Genomic DNA, 20,497 nt, shown 5'->3' with positions numbered 1-20,497 from the left:
CCGGACATCCGACGTCGGGGTGCACGTCAAGCGCGCAAGGACACGGTGTTCGCGCGCACGGGCGCGGGCAGCTCGGTCCCTCCCTGAAGGTAGGCGTCGACGGATGCCGCCGCCGCCCGCCCCTCGGCGATCGCCCACACGATCAACGACTGCCCACGACCGGCGTCGCCGGCCACGAAGACCCCGGGCAGCGACGACGCGAAGTCGTCGCCGCGCGCCACGAGGCCGCGCCCCGTGAGGTCCGCGCCGGTCTGGGTCGTGAGGGCAGCCGTCTCCGGTCCGGTGAAGCCCATCGCGACGAGCACGAGGTCCGCGGGGATCTCGCGCTCGGTGCCCTCCTTGGGCACGCGACGGCCATCGGGCAGGTACTCGGTCTCCGCGACGCGCAGCGCGCGCACGGCCCCGTTCTCGTCACCGAGGAACGCGACGGTCGACGCGAGGAACTCGCGCTCGCCGCCCTCCTCGTGGGACGAGGACACCTCGAACACGATCGGGTCGGTCGGCCACGGCTGGGTCGCGGACCGCTCGAGCGGCGGCTGCTTGCCGATCGCGAGCGTCGTGACGCTCGCCGCGCCCTGGCGCAGCGAGGTGCCGAGGCAGTCCGAGCCCGTGTCGCCGCCACCGATGACGATGACGTGCTTGCCCGTGGCCGTGATCTGGTCGGGCACCTCGTGCCCCGCCACGACCGCGTTCGCCTGGTGCAGGAAGTCCATCGCGAAGTGGATGCCGTCGAGCTCGCGCCCGGGCACCGACAGGTCGCGCGGCACCGTCGCGCCGGTCGCGACCACGACGGCGTCGTAGCGCGCCCGCAGGTCGTCCCACGTGATGTCGACGCCGATCTCGACGCCGGGGCGGAACCGCGTGCCCTCGGCCTCCATCTGCGCGACGCGGCGGTCGATGTGGTGCTTCTCGAGCTTGAAGTCGGGGATGCCGTAGCGCAGCAGGCCTCCGACGGCGTCGTCGCGCTCGTACACCGCGACGGTGTGCCCGGCGCGCGTGAGCTGCTGCGCGGCGGCGAGCCCGGCGGGGCCGGACCCGACGACCGCGACCGTGAAGCCCGTGAGCCGCTGCGGCACCTGGGGCGTGACGTACCCACGGTCGAACGCCTCGTCGATGATCGAGACCTCGACGTTCTTGATCGTCACGGGCGGCTGGTTGATGCCGAGCACGCAGCTCGACTCGCACGGCGCCGGGCACACGCGCCCGGTGAACTCCGGGAAGTTGTTCGTCTCGTGGAGGCGGTCGATCGCGTCGGCCCACTGCTCGCGGTAGACGAGGTCGTTCCACTCGGGAATGAGGTTCCCGAGCGGGCAGCCCTGGTGGCAGAACGGGATGCCGCAGTCCATGCAGCGGCCCGCCTGCTCCTTGAGGAACGGCTGGCCCTCCTCGAGGTGCGCGTGCACGTCTTTCCAGTCCCGCAGGCGCACGGCCACCGGGCGGTTCGGCGGGAGCTCGCGCTCCCGCACCTTCAGGAATCCGCGGGGGTCAGCCACGGGCCACCTCCAAGATCTGGTCCCACACGCCGGGCGCGGCCGGGTCGAGACCGGCCGACTCGGCCTTCTCGAGCGCCGAGCGCATGCGGGCGAAGTCGGTCGGCAGGACGCGCGTGAAGCGCTGCACCGCCGTGGCGAAGTCCTCGAGCAGCTCGGCCGCGAGCGGCGAGCCGGTCTCCTCGTGGTGACGGCGGACGAGCCGCTCGACGAGCGCGACCTCGGCGTCCTCGAGCGGGCTCAGCCCGAGCTCGCCGGTCGCGAGCGCGCTCGTGTTCACGGCGCTCTCGCGCAGGTCGAGCACGTACGCGGTGCCGCCGGACATGCCGGCGCCGAAGTTGCGCCCGGTCGGGCCCAGCACGACGACCGTGCCGCCCGTCATGTACTCGCACCCGTGGTCGCCCACGCCCTCGACGACGAGCGTCGCGCCCGAGTTGCGGACGCCGAAGCGCTCCCCGACGCGACCGCGCAGGAAGATCTCGCCCGACGTCGCGCCGTAGCCGATGACGTTCCCGGCGACGACGTTGCTCGACCCGGTGAGGACCGCGTTGCGGTCCGGCCGCACGACGATCCGCCCGCCCGACAGGCCCTTGCCGACGTAGTCGTTCGCGTCCCCGAACAGGCGCAGCGTGACGCCGCGCGGGAGGAAGGCGCCGAGCGACTGGCCGGCGGACCCCGTGAGGGTCACGTCGATCGTGTCGTCCGGCAGGCCCTCGCCGCGGAAGCGCTTGGTCACCTCGTGGCCGAGCATCGTGCCGACCGTGCGGTTGACGTTGCGGACCGGCAGCGAGATCCGCACCGGCTCGCGCCGCTCGAGCGCGTCCTCGGCCAGCGCGACGAGCTGGTTGTCGAGCGCCTTCTCCAGGCCGTGGTCCTGCGTCGTCGTGTTCCGCAGCGACGCGCCCTCGACGGGGACGGGCTTCTCGAGGATGGGCGCGAGGTCGAGACCCTGCGCCTTCCAGTGGTCGATCGCCTGGCGCGTGTCCAGGTACTCGACGTGGCCGATCGCCTCCTCGATGCTCCGGAACCCGAGGCGTGCCAGGTACTCGCGCACCTCCTCCGCGATGAACTCGAAGAAGTTCACGACGAACTCCGGCTTGCCCGTGAAGCGGGCCCGCAGCTCCGGGTTCTGCGTCGCGACGCCCACCGGGCACGTGTCCAGGTGGCACACGCGCATCATGACGCAGCCCGAGACGACCATCGGCGCGGTCGCGAAGCCGAACTCCTCGGCCCCGAGCAGCGCGGCCACGACGACGTCGCGCCCGGTCTTCATCTGCCCGTCGACCTGCACGACGATGCGGTCGCGCAGGTTGTTGAGCACGAGGGTCTGCTGCGTCTCGGCGAGGCCGATCTCCCACGGCGTGCCCGCGTGCTTGAGCGACGTGAGCGGGCTCGCGCCCGTGCCGCCGTCGTGGCCCGAGATGAGGACGACGTCCGCGTGCGCCTTGGACACGCCCGTCGCGACCGTGCCGACGCCGAACTCGGAGACGAGCTTGACGTGGACGCGCGCCGCCGGGTTCGCGTTCTTCGCGTCGTGGATGAGCTGCGCGAGGTCCTCGATCGAGTAGATGTCGTGGTGCGGCGGCGGCGAGATGAGGCCGACGCCCGGCGTGGAGTGCCGGGTCTTCGCGACCCACGGGTACACCTTGTGGCCCGGGAGCTGACCGCCCTCGCCGGGCTTGGCGCCCTGGGCGAGCTTGATCTGGATGTCGTCGGCGTTCGTCAGGTACTCGCTCGTGACGCCGAAGCGGCCCGACGCGATCTGCTTGACCTTCGAGCGACGCTCCGGGTCGTACAGGCGCTCCGGGTCCTCGCCGCCCTCGCCCGTGTTCGACCGACCGCCGAGGCGGTTCATCGCGATCGCGAGGGTCTCGTGGGCCTCGGCCGAGATGGAGCCGTACGACATCGCGCCGGTGTTGAAGCGCTTGACGATCTCGCTCACGGGCTCGACCTCGTCGAGCGGCACCGCGGGGCGCTCGCCCTCGCGCAGCTCGAGGAGGCCGCGCAGCGTCATGAGCCGCGAGGACTGCTCGTCCACGCGGTGCGTGTACTCGCGGAAGATGTCGAACCGGCGCTCGCGCGTCGAGTGCTGGAGACGGAAGACCGTCTCCGGGTCGAACAGGTGCTCCTCGCTGTCGCGGCGCCACTGGTACTCGCCGCCCGTGGTCAGGCGGACGTGCGGGCGGTGGTTGCCGGAGCGCGGGTACGCGTCCACGTGGCGCGCCGCGACCTCGGCCGCGACGACGTCGAGCCCGATCCCGCTGAGGCGCGACGTCGTGCCCGTGAAGAACGCCTGCACGAGGTCGTGCGAGAGACCCACGGCCTCGAAGACCTGGGCGCCGCGGTAGGAGGAGATGGTCGAGATGCCCATCTTGCTCATGACCTTGAGGACGCCCTTGCCGAGGCCCTTGATGAGGTTCGCGACAGCCTTGGCCGGGTCGACCGCGAGGTAGCCGCGGCGCGCGAGATCCTCGACGGTCTCCATGGCGAGGTAGGGGTTCACCGCGGCGGCGCCGTAGCCGATGAGGAGCGCGACGTGGTGCACCTCGCGCACGTCCCCCGCCTCGACGACGAGCGACACCTGCGTGCGCGTGTGACGCCGCAGGAGGTGGTGGTGCACCGCGCTCGACAGCAGGAGCGACGGGATCGGCGCGTGCTCGGCGTCCGAGTCGCGGTCCGACAGCACGATGAAGCTCGCGCCGGCGGCGACGTGCGCGTCGACCTCGGCGAAGATCTCCTCGAGCCGCGCGAGCAGCGACTCGCCGCCGCCCGCGACGCGGTACAGGCCCTTGATCGTCACGGCGCGGAAGACGCCCGCGAGGTTCGGGTCCTTGTCGACGCGGATGATCTTCGCGAGCTGGTCGTTGTCGAGCACCGGGAACGGCAGCATGAGCTTGCGCGCGTGCTCCGGGGTGTCGACGAGCAGGTTCGGCTCGGGGCCGATCGCCCCGCCGATCGACGTGACGAGCTCCTCGCGGATCGCGTCGAGCGGCGGGTTCGTGACCTGCGCGAACATCTGCGTGAAGTAGTCGAAGAGCAGGCGCGGGCGCTTCGCGAGGACGGCGATGGGCGTGTCCGTGCCCATGGCGCCGAGGGGCTCGGCGCCCGTGTTGGCCATCGGGGTGAGGATGACCTTGAGCTCCTCCTGCGTGTACCCGAAGGCACGCTGGCGGCGCTCGACCGACGCGGGGCTGTGCGCGACGTGCTCGCGCTCGGGGAGCTGGTCGAGGTAGACCGCGTTCTCCGCGACCCACCGCGCGTACGGGCGCTGCGCCGCGAGCTGGGACTTGATCTCCTCGTCCTCGATGATCCGGCCCTGGCCGGTGTCGACGAGGAACATGCGGCCCGGCTCGAGACGGCCCTTGCGGACGATCGTCGCGGGGTCGAGGTCGAGCACGCCCGCTTCGCTCGCGAGCACGACGAGGCCGTCCTCCGTGACCCAGTAGCGCCCGGGGCGCAGGCCGTTGCGGTCGAGGACCGCGCCGATGAGGGTGCCGTCGGTGAAGTTGAGGCACGCGGGGCCGTCCCACGGCTCCATGAGCGTCGAGTGGTACTCGTAGAACGCGCGCAGGTCCGGGTCCATCTCGGCGTGGTTCTCCCACGCCTCCGGGACCATCATGAGCACGGCGTGCGGCAGCGAGCGGCCCGACAGGTGCAGCAGCTCCAGCACCTCGTCGAAGCTCGCCGAGTCGCTCGAGCCGTCGGAGCAGACCGGGAGCAGCGGCGCGAGGTCGCCGAGGGCGTCGCTCGCGAGCGTGCCCTCGCGCGCGGCCATCCAGTTCCGGTTGCCGCGCACCGTGTTGATCTCGCCGTTGTGCGCGATCATCCGGAACGGCTGCGCGAGCGGCCAGGACGGGAACGTGTTCGTCGAGAACCGCGAGTGCACGAGCGCGATCTCGCTCGCGTACCGCGGGTCGGACAGGTCGGGGAAGAACGGCTCGAGCTGCGCCGTCGTGAGCATGCCCTTGTAGGTGAGCGTGCGCGCCGACAGCGACGCGAAGAAGAGACCGAGCTCGTTCTCCGCGCGCTTGCGCAGGCGGTAGGTCCGGCGGTCGAGGTCGACGCCGGCCAGCTCGCGCGACGGGTCGGCCACGACGACCTGACGGAACAACGGCATCGAGGCGCGCGCGCTCGGGCCTACGAGGTCGGCCGTCACGGGGACATCGCGCCAGGCGAGGACCTCGAGCTTCTCCTCGGCGGCGATCGCCTCGACCGCGCGGGCCGTGGTGGCGGCCGCCTCGGGGTCCTGCGGGAGGAACGCCATGCCGATGGCGTAGTGCCCGGCGGGCGGGAGCTCGGCGTCGACCACGTCGCGCACGAAGGCGTCGGGGATCTGCGTGAGGATCCCCGCGCCGTCGCCGCTGTTCTCCTCGGCGCCCACCGCGCCGCGGTGGTCCAGGTTGAGCAGGGCCGTGAGCCCCGCGTCCACGATGTCGCGTCCGGGCGTGCCGCGGAGCGTCGCCACGAAGGCGACGCCGCACGCGTCGTGCTCGGCGGCGGGGTCGTACAGACCGGATGCCGTGGGAGGGGCGGACAGGGCGGGTGCCCGGTGCGCGTCCCGATACTGCGGCGTGGTCATCAACACCGTCCTCACAGGCGCCCGACCGAGACGGCCGGGCTGGTTCCAGCTGGGGGGGTTCGGGACGTCGTCGGCCCTGGTGGACATGACGGAACCACCGGGCGGTCGCCCGGCGGATTCGCCGTTGAGTGACGGAGGCTCAGCGACCGGGGTCTGGTCGCGCGGCATCTGCCTGCTCGGACTCCTCCGAGTCGTCGGAGTCCGCGGTCTTCTCGGGGTCCGCGGCGTCGGTCGACTCCTCGACCGGCTCCGTGGGCTCCGTGGCGGGCGCCTCGCCCGGCGCATCGAGGGACACCGTCTCCTCGCGCCCGGGGTGGCGACGCCCGACAACGATAAACGCTACCAACGCACCGACACCGACCAGGATCGAGGTCCAGACGTTCAGCCGGAGACCGAGGACGAGCTCGGCCTCGTCGATGCGCAGCATCTCGATCCACACCCGACCGAGCGTGTAGACGAAGACGTAGAGCCAGAATACCCGACCATGACCGAGCCGGAACCGACGGTCCAAGTAGATCAGGAGCAGGGCAGCCGCGATGTTCCAGACCATCTCGTAGAGGAACGTCGGGTGGAACAGCGTGCCCGGCGGGTAGCCGGCCGCGGCGGCGACCGAGTCGTCGACCCGCAGGCCCCACGGCAGCGTCGTGGGCGAGCCGAACAGCTCCTGGTTGAACCAGTTGCCGAGGCGGCCGACGGCCTGCGCGAGGAGCAGCCCCGGGGCGAGCGCGTCCGCGAACGCCGGGAAGCTCACACGCTGGCGCCGGCACCCGATGTACGCGCCGACCGCGCCGAGCGCGACCGCGCCCCAGATGCCGAGGCCGCCCTCCCACACGTACAGCGCGCGGACGGGATCCCCGTTCGGGCCCCAGTACGGGTCGGGCGTCGAGAAGACGTGGTAGAGCCGCCCGCCGACGATCCCGAACGGGACCGCCCAGAACGCGATCTCCAGGACGTCGTCGGCCTCTCCCCCGCGCTCGACCCAGCGGCGGCGCGTGAGCCACAGGGCGACGCCGATCCCGGCGAGGATCGCGAGCGCGTAGGCGCGGATGGGGAACGGCCCGAGGTACCAGGTGTGCTGGGGCGGGCTCGGGATCGCCGCGGGCAGGGCGCCCGCGGCCTCCACGAGCTGCCCGACGGCGAGCGCGGCGCTCATGCGACCACCCCGCCGGGCGTCGTCGTGCCGGGCTGCTCCTGGCGGGCGGACCGCACCCCGGCCGCCAGCGAGGCGGCGACCGTGCGGAGCGCGGCGAGCCGCTCGTCCCACGGGGCGTCGCCCAGCAGGGGCCGGACGAACGCCGAGCCGACGATGACGCCGTCGGCGTAGCGCGCGACCTCCGCGGCCTGCTCGGCCGTGGAGACACCGAGACCGACGCACACGAGCTCGGCGCCCGCCGCGCGCGTGTCGGCGACGAGCCGCGCGGCCTGGGGCCCGACGGCGGCGCGCACGCCCGTGACGCCCATCGTCGAGGCCGCGTAGACGAAGCCGCGCGACGCGCGCGCGGTGAGCCGGAGGCGCTCCGGCGTCGAGCTCGGCGCGACGAGGAACACGCGGTCGAGACCGTGCGCCTCGGCGGCGTCCAGCCACGCGCGGCCCTCGTCGGGGACGAGGTCGGCCGTGATGAGCCCGGCTCCCCCGGCCGCCGCGAGGTCGCGCGCGAACGCGTCGACGCCGTAGCGCAGCACGGGGTTCCAGTACGTCATGACGAGCACCGGCACGCGTCCGCCCGTGCGCTCCGTGACGGCCGCGACGACGCGGAAGACGTCCGCGACGCGCGCACCGCCGTCGAGCGCCGCCTGGGCAGCGGCCTGGATGACCGGTCCGTCCATGACGGGGTCCGTGTACGGGATGCCGAGCTCGAGCACGTCCACGCCCGAGTCCACGAGCGCGAGCGCCGCCTCGACGGAGCGGTCGACCGTCGGGAAGCCGACCGGCAGGTAGCCGACGAGCCCCGCGCGACCCTCCGCGCGCAGCTCGAGCAGGCGGCGTGCGGTGGCCGACGCCGTCCCCGGCGTCGACGCCCCGGGTGCGTCCTGGGTCTGGGCGGCGCTCACAGCTGTCCCTCCGTGCCCGTCGCCGTCTCGGCGATCGCGTCGTCGTCCACGAGGTCGAACCACCGGGCGGCGGTCGCCACGTCCTTGTCCCCGCGCCCCGAGAGGTTCACGAGGATCACGTGGTCGGTGCGGCCCGCGGCCGCGGCCTCGCGCCCGACCCGCAGCGCGCCCGCGAGGGCGTGGGCCGACTCGATCGCCGGGATGATCCCCTCGGTGCGGCACAGCAGCCGGAACGCGTCCATCGCCTCGGCGTCGGTCACGGGCAGGTACGTCGCGCGGCCGAGGTCGTGGAGCCACGAGTGGGCGGGCCCGACGCTCGGGTAGTCGAGACCTGCGGACACCGAGTGGCTCGGCAGGGTCTGGCCGTCCTCGTCCTGGAGGAGGTACGAGCGCGCGCCGTGCAGGACGCCCGGCGCGCCGCCGCTGAAGCGGGCCGCGTGGCGGCCCGTCTCGATGCCCTCGCCCCCCGCCTCGAAGCCGAAGAGCTCGACGCCCTCGTCGTCGAGGAAGGCGTTGAAGAGCCCGAGCGCGTTCGAGCCGCCGCCCACGCACGCGGCGAGCGCGTCGGGCAGGCGCCCGATGCGGTCGAGGATCTGCGTGCGCGCCTCCTCGCCGATGACGCGGTGGAACTCGCGCACCATCTCGGGGAACGGGTGGGGCCCGGTCACGGTGCCGAGCAGGTAGTGCGTCGTGTCGACGTTGGCGACCCAGTCGCGCAGCGCCTCGTTGATCGCGTCCTTGAGGGTGCGCTGGCCGATCGTCACGGGGACGACCTCGGCGCCGAGGAGGCGCATGCGCGCGACGTTCAGCGCCTGGCGCCGCGTGTCCTCCTCGCCCATGTACACGACGCACTCGAGGTCGAGCAGGGCCGCGGCCGTCGCCGTCGCGACGCCGTGCTGGCCGGCGCCCGTCTCGGCGATCACGCGCTTCTTGCCCATGCGCTTGACGAGCAGCGCCTGGCCGAGGACGTTGTTGATCTTGTGCGAGCCGGTGTGGTTGAGGTCCTCGCGCTTGAGGAACACGCGCGAGGCGCCGGCGTGCTCCGCGAAGCGGGGCACCTCCGTGAGCGGGCTCGGGCGGCCGGTGTACTCGCGCTGCAGGCGCGCGAGCTCGGTCACGAACGCCGGGTCGTCGAGCGCCTTGCGGTACTCGGTCTCGAGCTCGTCGAGCGCGGCGACGAGCGCCTCGGGCACGTAGCGCCCGCCGAACTCGCCGAAGTAGGGGCCCTCCTGGGTCGCGAGGGAGCGCGTCAGGTCGGCGCGGACGGAGTGCGCGCCGCTCGGAGGGGTGGTCGATGGTGTCGAGTCGGGCACGGGGCCGGTCCTCCTGCGTGGTGGGGTGTGCTGGGCCGGGGCGCGGCGCCTGCGACGTGACGGACGGTGCCGTCGTGCCTCAGGGCCGCACGGACCACAGCGACGGGTGCGACCCGGCCGCGACGAGGTCGGCGACGGACGAGCGCGGCGCGTCGTCGGTCACGAGCGCCTCGCCGACCAGCACGGCGTGCGCGCCGGAGCGGGCGTAGTCCATGACGTCGTGCGGCCCGCGCACGCCGGACTCGGCTACGCGGACGACCTCGTCGGGGATCGCGGGCGCCAGGCGCGCGAAGGTCGTGCGGTCGACGTCGAGCGTCTTGAGGTCGCGCGAGTTCACGCCGACGACCCGCGCCCCGGCGTCGAGCGCGCGCGTGACCTCGTCGAGCGTGTGGACCTCGACGAGCGCGGTCATGCCGAGCGAGTGCACGCGCTCGACGAGCGACGTGAGCACCGTCTGCTCGAGCGCCGCGACGATGAGGAGCACGATGTCCGCGCCGTGGGCGCGCGCCTCCCACACCTGGTACGGCGTCACGACGAAGTCCTTGCGGAGCACGGGGACGTCGACCCGCGCCCGGACGGCGTCGAGGTCGGCGAGGCTCCCGTTGAACCGCCGCTGCTCGGTGAGCACCGAGATCGCGGCCGCGCCGCCCTTCTCGTACTCCCCCGCGAGCTCGGCCGGGTCGGAGATGGACGCGAGCGCGCCCTTGCTGGGGCTCGACCGCTTCACCTCGGCGATGACGGCCACGGCGTCGTCCGCCTTGAGGCGGCTCACGCACTCGAGCGCACCGGGGACGCGGGCGGCTCGTTCCTTGAGCTCGTCGAGCGAGGTCGTCGCCTGGCGTGCCGCGAGGTCCTCGCGCACACCCGCGACGATGTCGTCCAGCACCGTCATCGTCCCACCACTCCCCGTGTCGTCCCGCCCCCTGCCGGGCCGGTCGGCCGGCGTGCACCCACAGGTTCGGGCCGACCCGTTGACAGGGAGGTACCTGCCATCGTAGAGCCGCCCCCGAGTGACGATGACCACGGCCCAGCCCCCGAGACGCGCGCGGCGCGGCCGGTCGCAGTCACGGCCGCCGGCTCAGGCGGCCACCGGGCCGAGCCACGGGACCAGAGCGGGCACGTTGCGCAGCACCCCGAAGAGCACGAGCACGGCGAGCGACGTCCACGCCACCCCCGCGGGCACACGCGGCGCGGGGCGGCCGCGCCACGCACGGGCGAGCCACAGGCCCCACAGCACGACGAGCAGGGGGGCGACGACGACCCACAGCGGGTTCATGGACCAGGCCGCGGCCAGGTCGAGGTGCACGAGGGCGTGCGTGGCGCGCAGGCCTCCGCACCCGGGGCACGCGAGGCCCGTCAGGGCGAGCAGCGGGCACGTGACGTAGTGGCCCGGGCGGTTCGGGTCGACTGCGCCCACGTACGCCGTCGCGGCCGCGACGAGCGCACCGACGGCGAGCGGCGCCACGGCCTCGCGCGGCACCAGCCGTCGGCGCACCGCCTCGGACGTCACGTGACCGCCCCGTCAGTACTGGTCGGGGATCGTGCCGACCCAGGCGAGGACCGCGGGGAAGAACACCAGCAGTAGCAGCAGACCGATCGCGGACAGGCCGATCGCGACCCAGCCGAGGATGATCCCCGCCGTCGCCATGCCGTCGTTGTCCGCCTGGCCCTCCGCGACGGCACGCTTCGCCGCGTTGCCCACGATGACCGCGGGGATGCCCGTGAAGAAGCCGCAGCTGAGCACGAACGCGGCGATGCCCAGGACGAGGGACCAGATCGCGAGGTTGTTCTTCGGGTAGTACGGCGGCGGCGCGTAGGCGCCTGCCGGGTACTGCTGACCCGGGTACTGCTGGCCGGGGTACGGCTGCCCGGGGTACTGCTGGCCCGGGTACGGGTGACCGGGCTGCTGCTGCCCGGCGTAGCCCTGGTCCGGGTCCTGCGGGCCGGGGTGCTGCGCGCCGCCGGGCACCGACGAGCCGTACGGCGCCTGCGACCCGTCCTGCGGGGGCGTGCCGTCGTGCGGGCCCGGTCCCGGCGGCTGCGTCACCGCGCGTCCTGCTTCTTCTGCCCGTAGCCCATGTTGCGGAGCACGAGGCCGCCGACGAGCGCCACGGCCACGACGCCCATGCCGACCCAGAACAGCCAGACGGCGGCGACCACGACACCGATCGCGGCCACGAGGGCGCCGACCATGATGCCGATCATGGTGAACCACGCGGCGACGGTGTGGCCGTGGTTCGTGGGCGGTGCCGCGGGCGGCAGGTAGGCGATTTCGGTGGTCTGCTGGTTCTCGGCCATGAGGGTCGTGCCTTTCGTCAAGATGTGGTCAGAGCCTATCGGACCGGGCCGGGGCCCGTCCCGTCGCGGGACGTCGGCGGACGTCGCGTGGGACACGTCCGCGCTGCTCAGCGGTCCGTGGGGTCCTCGCCGCGGGAGAGCGCGTCCCACGCGTCGTGGTCGGAGACGTCCTCGGCGTCGGCGGGGCCGGCCGCGCCCTTGGCCTCGGGCGTCCCGTCCGCGGGCGTGCCGGCTGCCGTCGCGGGCGCCGCCCCGGCCCGCTCGTGCCGCGTCGAGGCGCTCGCCCACGACCGCGCGCCGCGCGCCACCCACACCACCACGAGCACGGTGAGCACGCCGAGCACGGCCGCCACCCAGGGCGCCGCGGTGAGCTCGACCGGTGCGATCAGCTCCGTCACGCCCGTCGCCTCGGCCACCGCCGACCGGGCGGTCGGTTCCGGGTCGATCGCGACGCTCAGCGCCGACACCGTCGCGACGACGCCGCTCGCCGCCGCGACCGCCAGAACGACCCACCGGCCGACACGTCCCACGAGGCCGAGCGCGAGCGCGGCCGCGACGAGCACGAGCGCGGCCGCGCTCACGCCGGGTGCGGCCGACGTGCCGGCCACCGCGACGTCGACCTGCGGGTCGAGCGCGGTGGCCCCCGTCGTGCGCAGCCACGTGGGCACGGCCGCCGCGAGGGTCGCGCCCCCGAGGAGCAGCAGGACCCAGATGGCCGTGCGGCGGGCCGGGCCGCCCGGGCGGCTCACGCGAGCCCCCGCAGCCGCGCCGCGACCTGCACGGCGCGGACCGCCGCGGCCGCCTTGTTGCGCGACTCCGCGTACTCGAGCGCCGGCACGGAGTCGGCGACGATCCCGCCCCCGGCCTGGACGCTCGCGCGCCCGTCGCGGATCAGCGCCGTGCGGATGGCGATCGCCATGTCCATGTTCCCGTCGAAGTCGAAGTACCCGGCCGTCCCACCGTAGATCCCGCGCGAGGCGGGCTCGAGCTCGTCGATGAGGGCGATCGCGCGCGGCTTGGGCGCGCCCGAGAGCGTCCCCGCGGGGAACGTGGCCCGGAAGGCGTCGAGCGCGGTCGCGCCGTCGCGCAGCGTGCCGACGACCGTCGAGCACAGGTGCATGATGTGGCTGAACCGCTTGGTCGCCATGAACTCCACGACCTCGACCGACGTCGGCTCGCAGACCTTGACGAGGTCGTTGCGCGAGAGGTCGACGAGCATGATGTGCTCCGCGAGCTCCTTGGGGTCCTCGCGCAGCTCCTCCCCGAGCGCGACGTCCTCCTCGGGCGTGGCGCCGCGCGGCCGCGAGCCCGCGATGGGGAACGTCGTGACCCGCCCGTCCTCGACCTTGACCAGCGTCTCCGGGCTCGACCCGACGACCGCGAAGTCGCGCCCGTCCGCGTCCGTGAGCTGGAAGTAGTACATGTACGGGCTCGGGTTGATCGTGCGCAGCGCCCGGTAGACGTCCAGCGGGTCCGCCGGGCAGTCGAGGTCCAGGCGCTGCGAGAGGACGACCTGGAAGACCTCGCCCTCGCGGATCGCGTCCTTGCCCGCCACGACGGACGCCTCGAACTCGTCGCGCGTCGAGCGGAACTCGAGCTCCGGCTCGACGGCGTCGGCGGCCACGACCGACGCGACGTGCGCACCGCCGGCGACGAGGCGCGCCTGCATCGCGTCCAGGCGCCGCACCGCGTCGGCGTACGCCTCGTCGACCCGCTCGTCCGTGTCGTCGAAGTTGATCGCGTTCGCCACGAGCCACACGCTGCCCTCCGCGTGGTCGACGACCGCGAGGTCCGTCGCGAGGCACAGCGTGAGCTCCGGGACGCCCAGCTCGTCGGGCGCGTGCGCGGGCAGCGTCGGCTCCCAGTGCCGGATGACGTCCCACCCGATCGCCCCGGCGAGCCCGCCAGTCAGCGGCGGGAGGCCGTCGACCGCGGGCGTGCGCAGCACGTCGAGCGTCGCCTCCAGCACGTCGACCACGTCGCCCTCGCGCGGGACGCCCGCGGGCACGTCGCCCGACCACACCGCCCGGCCGTCGCGCGCCGTGAGGGTCGCGCGGGACGCGACGCCGACGAACGAGTAGCGGGCCCAGCGCCCGTCCGACTCCGCGGACTCCAGCACGAAGGTGCCCGGCCGCCCCTGCGCGAGGGTGCGGTAGAGCCCGACGGGCGTGACGTCGTCGGCCAGGAGGCGCCGCACGACCGGGACGACCCGGCGGGAGCGGGCGAGCGCGCGGAAGCCGTCGAGCACGGGCCACGTCGTGCCCCACGCGGGCCCGCCCGCGGGAACGGTGGTGGTTCCGGCCGGGTCGACGGTCGTGCTCACTGGTTCTCCTCCTCGGGGTCCGGTCCGACGGCGGGCGCGGCCCCGGCGTCCGGGGCACCCGGCGCGGACGGCAGCTCGCCGACGACGGCGCCCAGGTCTCCGCCGGCCTCGAAGCACGTGCGGGTGCCCGTGTGGCACGCGGCGCCGACCTGGTGCACGCGCACGAGGAGCGCGTCGCCGTCGCAGTCGAGCGCGACCGAGCGCACCACCTGGACGTGGCCCGACGTGTCGCCCTTGCGCCAGTACTCCTGGCGCGACCGGCTCCAGAACGTCACCCGCCCGGTGGTCAGGGTGCGGTGGAGCGCCTCGTCGTCCATCCAGCCGAGCATGAGCACCTCGCCCGTGTCGTGCTGCTGGACGATCGCGGCGACCAGTCCGGCGTCGTCGCGCTTGAGCCGCGCGGCGACCTCGGGGTCGAGCGCGGACGGGGTCGTGGTCTGCGGGCCGGTCGTGGAGTCGGGCACCCGAGAATCCTGCCAGACGCCGGGCCGCCGCCGGTCCCCCGTCTCGCCCGACCCGGCGTGACGTCGGTCGCCCGGCCCGGGCGGGTCAGCGGGTCTGGGAGACCCACGCGTCGTGCATGCGGGCGTAGACCCCGCCCGCGCGGGCGAGGTCGTCGTGGTGGCCCACCTCCACGACGTGCCCGGCGTCGACGACGACGACGAGGTCGGCCGCCTCGGCCGTGGAGAGGCGGTGCGCGATCGTCAGCGTCGACCGGCCCGCGGTGAGCGACGCGAGCGCCCGCGCGATCCGGACCTCGGTCGCCGGGTCGACGGCGGACGTCGCCTCGTCGAGGACGAGCAGGTCCGCCTCGGCCAGGTAGGCCCGGACGAGCGCGACGAGCTGCCGCTCGCCCGCGGAGAGGGACTCGCCCCGCTGGCCGACCGAGGAGTCGAGCCCGTCCGGCAGGTCCGCGACCCAGTCGGTGAGGCCGAGCCGCTCGACGGCCGCCTCGATCCGGGCGCGACGCGCGGCGGCCGGCTCCTCCTCGGCGGCGCCCTGGAGCCCGTAGGCGACGTTGTCGGCGAGCGTCCCGTCGAACAGGAAGCCCTCCTGGGGCACGAGCACGACGCGCTCGCGCAGGGACGCCACGGACAGGTCGCGCAGGTCCGTGCCGTCCAGGAGCACGCGCCCGCCCGTCGGGTCCATGAGCCGCGTGACGAGCTTCGCGATCGTCGTCTTGCCCGAGCCGGTCGCGCCGACGACGGCGACCGAGGCACGCGCCGGCAGGTCGAGGTCGACGCCATGCAGCACCTCGGGCCCGTCGGGGTAGGCGAACCGGACGCCCTCGAGGCGTACGTGGGCCGGGCCGCGCAGGCTGCGCACGCCGTCGGGGCCCTTGTCGACGACCTCGACCGGCGTCTCCAGGACCGCAAGGACGCGGCGCCAGCCCGCCACGGCGTTCTGCAGCTCGTTGAGGATCTCCGTCGCCATCTGGACGGGGCCGGTGAAGAGCTGGACGAGGAACAGGAAGGCGAGGAGCTGCCCCACCGAGATGTCGCCCGCCACGCCGAGCAGCGACCCGACGACCACGACGACCGCGAGCACGAGGTTCGCCACGAGCACGCCGCTCGAGAACACGACGGCGACGAGCTTCTGCGCCCGGACCATCGCGCGCCGCGTCGCGTCGACCGCGGCGTCGATGCGGCGGGCCGTCCGGGCCCCGGCGCCGTACGCGCGGATGGTCTCCGCGCCGACGACGGACTCCGAGATCGCGCCGAGCATCGCGCCGACCCGCGCGCGGACCTGGGTGTACGCGTCGTTGACCCGCGCCTGCGCGGGGCGCAGGACGAGGAACAGCGGCACGAAGCACGCCCACACCACGAGCGTGAGCTGCCACGAGTAGACCGCCATGAGCACCGTCGCGACGCCGATCTGCAGCACCGAGACGAGCAGCATGATGCCGCCCCACTGCACGAACAGGGAGATCGTGTCGACGTCGCTCGTGACGCGCGAGACGAGCGACCCGCGCCGCTCGGAGTTCTGGGTGAGCACCGACAGGTCGTGCACGTGCCGGAACGCGCGCACGCGCAGCGCGGCGAGGCCCGCCTCGGTCGACCGGAACAGGCGCACGTTGACGAGGGCCGAGCACAGCCCGGCGAGGACGAGGATCCCGGCGGCGACGCCCACGAGCACCGCGACGCGCGTCGTGTCCGGACCGCCGTCGGCGAGCACGCCCGTGTCGATGGTCTGCTGCACGGTCACGGGCACGACGACCCGGCCCAGCGCCGCGGCGACGGCGAGGCCGAGGGTCACCCAGATGCCGGCGAGGATCTGCGGCGACACCTGCACGCCGCGACGCAGCGTCGCGAGGACGCCCAGGGAGCTCGCCGAGGCGATGCGCGCGTCGCCGGTGCGGACGTCCGCGCCGCCGTCGACGGCGGGACCCGCGCCCCGGCGGGGCGACCGTCCGGGTCGTTCGGTCGTGGTCCGGGTCATTCCTCCAGCGCCCCCGTCTCGACGTGCCGCACGACGTCGTCCTCCTCCGTCTCCTCCTGGCGCGCGAGGTCGTCGTCCCGGTGACCGTCGCGGACCTGCTCGTCCTCGCCCGCCTCGCGCACGGAGTCGTCCGTCGCGTCGGCGCGCTCGTTCTCCCGGCGCTCCGCCTCGCGCGCGTACGCGGTCGCGAGCTCGCGGTACCCCGGGTCGCGGGCGAGCAGCTCGTCGTGCGTCCCGACGTCCACCACCCGCCCGGACTCCACGTGCACGACGACGTCCGCGAGCGCGACGCTCGACATGCGGTAGGCGACCATCACGACCGTCGGGCGGTCGTCGCCGCCCCGCGCGACGCCCGCGAGGATCTCCTGCTCGACCCGCGGGTCGACGGCCGAGGTCGCGTCGTCGAGGACGAGGAGGCGAGGACGCCGGACGAGCGCGCGCGCGATCGCGAGACGCTGGCGCTGGCCACCGGACAGGTTGGCCCCCCGCTCCCCGAGCGGGGCGTCGAGGCCCTCCGGGAGCCGCTCGACGACGTCGTCCACGCGCGCGAGCCGCAGGGCCGCCCAGACCTCCGCGTCGTCCGGGCCGGGGTCGCCGTCGTCGACGAGCGTGACGTTCGCGCGCACGGTGTCCTCGAACACGAACGCCTGCTGCGCGACGAGGGCGACCTGCGTCGTGAGGTCCGCCTCGCGCACGTCGCGCACGTCGGTGCCGTCGAGGAGCACGCGCCCGCGCGTCGGGTCCGAGAGCCGCGCGAGGAGCGAGACGAGCGTCGTCTTGCCGGCGCCCGTCGGGCCCACGACGGCGACCGTCGTCCCCGGCGCCACGGTGAGGTCCACGCCGTCGAGCAGCGTGAGCTCGCGGCCGCCCGCCCGGACGTCGACACCGACGCCCTCGAGCCGCACGCCCAGCCCGGCACCCGTCCCGCTCAGGGCCGACGTCCCGGGACGCAGCACGCCCCCGGCGTCGACAACGCGGCTGATGCGCTCGTACCCGACGAGCGCGCGCGGGAGCTCGCCGAGGACCCAGCCGAACGCGCGGACCGGCACGGCCATGACGGTCAGGAGGTACGCGGCGGTGATGATGTCGCCGGGCGCGACGTCGCCCGCGGTGAGGCGCACGGTCCCGACGCCCAGCACGAGGAGCGTGCCGAGCGACGGCAGGAGCTCGATGACGGGGTCGAAGAACGCGCGCACGACGCCGACCCGCACGTTCGCGGCGCGCAGCTCGTCGGTGCGCTGGGCGAAGCGGCGCTCCTCGCGGTCCGCGGTGCCGAGCGACGTGACGAGGAGCGCGGCCTCGAAGCTCTCGTGCGCGACGTCGGACACCTCGGCGCGCAGCTGCTGCGCCCGCGTGATGGCGGGCGACATGTAGCGCTGGAACACGATGTTCACGGCGACGGCGACCGGGATGACCACGAGCGCCGCGCACGCGAGCCAGACGTCCACCCGGAAGAGCATCACGGCGGCGACGCCGATCATGACGACGACGCCCAGCGCGAACGGCAGCGGGTTGAAGACGCCCGTCGCGGCCTCGACGTCGGAGTTCGCGTTCGACAGGAGCTGCCCGGCCGGGTGCGAGCGGTGCCACGACATCGGCAGGCGCAGGTACTGGCGGGTCACCGCGGTGCGGTGGCGTGCCTGCAGCGCGGCGTACCCGTTGCCCGCGAAGATGCGCCGCGCGGCGACGCTCACCGCGAGCGAGAGCGCGATCCCGGCGAGCACGAGGCCCGCGACCCAGATGCGGCCGCGCGCAGCCTCGTCGCCCGCGAGCGCGGGCACCACGACGTCGTCGGTGACCTGGCCGACCGCGCTGCTCACGGCGACGGTCAGCGCGCCGAACAGCGCGGAGGACCCGATCGCCAGCACGTAGGTGCGCGGCTCGTCGCGGATGCCGCGCCCCATGAGCGCGAGCGAGCGGCGGACCCGGGAGCCGGTGAGCGCGTGCGGTCGGCGGACCGACGGCTCGGCGGGGAGCCGGTCGCGGGAGCGGTCGTGCCGGGCGGCGGTGGCCGGCGGGTCGGTCGGGGCGGGCGGGGCGTCGGCGCCGGTGGGGCGCGTCCTGCTGCCGGGCACGGGACGGTCCTCGTCTTTCGTTCAGGGGGTGGCCCGATCCTCTCACGGGCTCCCGACACCGCCGCCGGGCGTCCGCGCCGGTCAGCGCACCCGCACGCCCTCGGCCCGCATCGCGTCCTTCACCTGGCCGACGGTGAGGGCGCCGAAGTGGAAGACGCTCGCGGCGAGCACCGCGTCCGCCCCGGCGCGCGCCGCCGCCACGAAGTGCTCGGGCGCGCCCGCCCCGCCGCTCGCGATCAGCGGCACACGCACCTCGGAGCGCACCGCGGCGAGCATCTCGAGGTCGAAACCGGCGGTCGTGCCGTCCGCGTCCATCGAGTTGAGCAGGATCTCGCCCGCGCCCAGCCCCGCTGCGCGCGACGCCCACTCCACGGCGTCGATCCCCGTGCCGCGACGCCCGCCGTGGGTCGTCACCTCGTAGCCGGACTCCGTCCGCACGTCGCCGGTCGTGCGGCGCGCGTCCACCGAGAGCACGAGCACCTGGCTGCCGAAACGGTCCGCGATCTCCGCGATGAGCTCCGGACGGGCGATCGCCGCCGTGTTCACGCCGACCTTGTCCGCGCCCGCGCGCAGGAGACGGTCCACGTCGTCCGCCGAGCGGACCCCGCCACCGACGGTGAGCGGGACGAAGACCTGCTCGGCGGTCCGCCGCACGACGTCGTACGTCGTCTCCCGGTTGCCGGACGACGCCGAGACGTCGAGGAACGTCAGCTCGTCGGCGCCCTCGGTGTCGTAGCGGGCGGCGAGCTCGACGGGGTCGCCCGCGTCGCGCAGGTTCTCGAAGTTCACGCCCTTGACGACGCGTCCCGCGTCGACGTCGAGGCACGGGATCACGCGGATCGCGACGGTCATGGGGAGTCTCCTCGGTCGGCCGGCGCTCCGCCGGTCGTGTCGGTGCCGGCCGTGCCGGTCGTGTCGGTGCCGGTGTCGGTGCCGGCTGTGTCGTCGGCCGTTCCGGTGTCGCCCGCGCTCTCCTCGGTCACGGGGAACTGGGCGTCGAGGATGTCGACGACGTAGACGAGCGTCTCGCCGGCCAGCGGGTTGGCGGTCGCGCCGTAGGCCAGGTCGGGCGGCACGACGAGGAGCACCTGGCTCCCCACCGACTGCTCGAGGAGCCCCTGCTCCCACCCCTCGATGACCTCGCCGATGCCGATCATCACCGACAGGGGCGCCGCGCCGTCCGTCCACGTCGAGTCGAAGACCTCGCCGTCGGACCAGCGCACGCCCGAGTACCGGACGGTGACCACCTGACCGACCTCGACCTGGCGCCCGTCGCCGCGGACGAGCGGCTGCACCACGAGGCCCGCGGGCGCCGCGGCCTCCGACGGGACGGTGACGCTCGGTGCGCCCTGCTCGTCGAGCGTCACCGTGGGCAGGCCGTCGACCGGCTCGACCGGCTCCCCGGACGCACGCGTCGGCAGGACGTCGACGACCAGGGCGACGGGGACGCCGTCGTCCACCTCGAGGCGCAGCAGGCGCGCCCCCACGCGCTGGCCCCGCAGAAGGTCACGCAGCTCGCGGCCGACGGACTCGTCGGTCAGCGTGCGCCAGCGCGGCGCGTCCGTGTACGTGTTCTGCAGGACGGTGCCGTCGCGCAGGTCCTCCGCGTAGAGGTTGAGCAGCAGCGGGCCGCCGTCGACGAGCTCCGCCCCGGCGCCCGGCCACACCACCTCCGACCGCGCGTCCGGCACGTCGAGCGGCGCGCGGTACTCCAGCGCCGGCGGGGCGCCGGACGACCCGGCGACCGTGAGGTCGGTGTTGAGCGGCGTCTCCGTCGCGTCCTCCGGCTCCGTGCACGCACCGAGCACGAGCGCCGCGAGGAGCGCCACGAGCAGCACGAGCGCGGCCCGGGACGCGGGCGCACGACGAGCGCGCCGGACGCCCCGAGGGCGCCCGGCCGCGAGGGCCAGGTTCGTCACATCACGTCC

Annotated in this window: 16 protein-coding genes; all 16 read right to left on the bottom strand. The window is 74.4% G+C overall.

Annotated features, from left to right (window positions below):
• Window positions 1-26: 26 nt before the first annotated feature.
• The 16 genes from GWJ10_RS11335 to GWJ10_RS11260 all read right to left on the bottom strand — a co-directional run bounded on the left by GWJ10_RS11335 (window position 27) and on the right by GWJ10_RS11260 (window position 20,488).
• Complete coding sequence (locus GWJ10_RS11335; RefSeq protein WP_163187508.1) at window positions 27-1,493, bottom strand: glutamate synthase subunit beta; 1,467 nt, start codon at window positions 1,491-1,493, stop codon at window positions 27-29.
• Window positions 1,486-6,069, bottom strand: a complete 4,584-nt coding sequence (gene gltB, locus GWJ10_RS11330; RefSeq protein WP_061267745.1) for a glutamate synthase large subunit — start codon at window positions 6,067-6,069, stop codon at window positions 1,486-1,488. Before gltB ends, GWJ10_RS11335 begins: the two co-directional genes overlap by 8 nt.
• 139 nt (window positions 6,070-6,208) lie before the next feature.
• The gene (gene lgt, locus GWJ10_RS11325; protein WP_074806739.1) at window positions 6,209-7,222 is read right to left on the bottom strand and encodes a prolipoprotein diacylglyceryl transferase; all 1,014 of its coding nucleotides are present in this window, start codon (window positions 7,220-7,222) and stop codon (window positions 6,209-6,211) included.
• On the bottom strand, window positions 7,219-8,049 hold the full coding sequence (gene trpA, locus GWJ10_RS11320) for a tryptophan synthase subunit alpha (protein ID WP_241005780.1): 831 nt from the start codon (window positions 8,047-8,049) through the stop codon (window positions 7,219-7,221). Before trpA ends, lgt begins: the two co-directional genes overlap by 4 nt.
• Before the next feature lie 68 nt (window positions 8,050-8,117).
• Entirely contained in the window at window positions 8,118-9,374 is a 1,257-nt protein-coding gene (trpB, locus tag GWJ10_RS11315) for a tryptophan synthase subunit beta (RefSeq protein WP_144683841.1), read from the bottom strand.
• Window positions 9,375-9,513: 139 nt separating this feature from the next.
• Entirely contained in the window at window positions 9,514-10,326 is an 813-nt protein-coding gene (gene trpC / locus GWJ10_RS11310) for an indole-3-glycerol phosphate synthase TrpC (RefSeq protein ID WP_043651188.1), read from the bottom strand.
• Between the two features lie 186 nt (window positions 10,327-10,512).
• Entirely contained in the window at window positions 10,513-10,944 is a 432-nt protein-coding gene (locus GWJ10_RS11305) for a DUF2752 domain-containing protein (RefSeq protein ID WP_163187504.1), read from the bottom strand.
• A gap of 12 nt (window positions 10,945-10,956) precedes the next feature.
• The gene (locus tag GWJ10_RS11300) at window positions 10,957-11,481 is read right to left on the bottom strand and encodes a DUF4190 domain-containing protein (protein WP_163187502.1); all 525 of its coding nucleotides are present in this window, start codon (window positions 11,479-11,481) and stop codon (window positions 10,957-10,959) included.
• Window positions 11,478-11,753, bottom strand: coding sequence for an HGxxPAAW family protein (locus GWJ10_RS11295; protein ID WP_228075274.1), 276 nt, complete (start codon window positions 11,751-11,753; stop codon window positions 11,478-11,480). Before GWJ10_RS11295 ends, GWJ10_RS11300 begins: the two co-directional genes overlap by 4 nt.
• An 86-nt stretch (window positions 11,754-11,839) precedes the next feature.
• A complete protein-coding gene (locus tag GWJ10_RS11290) occupies window positions 11,840-12,481 on the bottom strand; it encodes a Trp biosynthesis-associated membrane protein (RefSeq protein ID WP_083711766.1) in 642 nt (213 codons plus the stop codon).
• Window positions 12,478-14,055 carry an anthranilate synthase component I gene (locus GWJ10_RS11285; protein ID WP_163187500.1) on the bottom strand — a complete coding sequence of 526 codons (1,578 nt, stop codon included), beginning with the start codon at window positions 14,053-14,055 and terminating at the stop codon, window positions 12,478-12,480. The genes GWJ10_RS11290 and GWJ10_RS11285 overlap by 4 nt, the downstream gene beginning before the upstream one ends.
• Complete coding sequence (hisI, locus tag GWJ10_RS11280) at window positions 14,052-14,519, bottom strand: phosphoribosyl-AMP cyclohydrolase (RefSeq protein WP_076404777.1); 468 nt, start codon at window positions 14,517-14,519, stop codon at window positions 14,052-14,054. The genes GWJ10_RS11285 and hisI overlap by 4 nt, the downstream gene beginning before the upstream one ends.
• An 85-nt stretch (window positions 14,520-14,604) precedes the next feature.
• On the bottom strand, window positions 14,605-16,494 hold the full coding sequence (locus GWJ10_RS11275; RefSeq protein WP_163187498.1) for an ABC transporter ATP-binding protein: 1,890 nt from the start codon (window positions 16,492-16,494) through the stop codon (window positions 14,605-14,607).
• Entirely contained in the window at window positions 16,491-18,398 is a 1,908-nt protein-coding gene (locus GWJ10_RS11270; RefSeq protein ID WP_163187681.1) for an ABC transporter ATP-binding protein, read from the bottom strand. The genes GWJ10_RS11275 and GWJ10_RS11270 overlap by 4 nt, the downstream gene beginning before the upstream one ends.
• A gap of 252 nt (window positions 18,399-18,650) precedes the next feature.
• Window positions 18,651-19,421, bottom strand: coding sequence for an imidazole glycerol phosphate synthase subunit HisF (gene hisF, locus GWJ10_RS11265; RefSeq protein WP_061267737.1), 771 nt, complete (start codon window positions 19,419-19,421; stop codon window positions 18,651-18,653).
• Window positions 19,418-20,488, bottom strand: a complete 1,071-nt coding sequence (locus tag GWJ10_RS11260) for an FKBP-type peptidyl-prolyl cis-trans isomerase (RefSeq protein ID WP_240696589.1) — start codon at window positions 20,486-20,488, stop codon at window positions 19,418-19,420. Before GWJ10_RS11260 ends, hisF begins: the two co-directional genes overlap by 4 nt.
• Between the last annotated feature and the right edge of the window lie 9 nt (window positions 20,489-20,497).

Source organism: Cellulosimicrobium sp. SL-1 (assembly GCF_011033075.1).
Taxonomy (GTDB): Bacteria; Actinomycetota; Actinomycetes; order Actinomycetales; family Cellulomonadaceae; genus Cellulosimicrobium; species Cellulosimicrobium funkei.
Note: the sequence above shows the minus strand (reverse complement) of the source record. Positions and strands in the feature narration are given on the sequence as shown.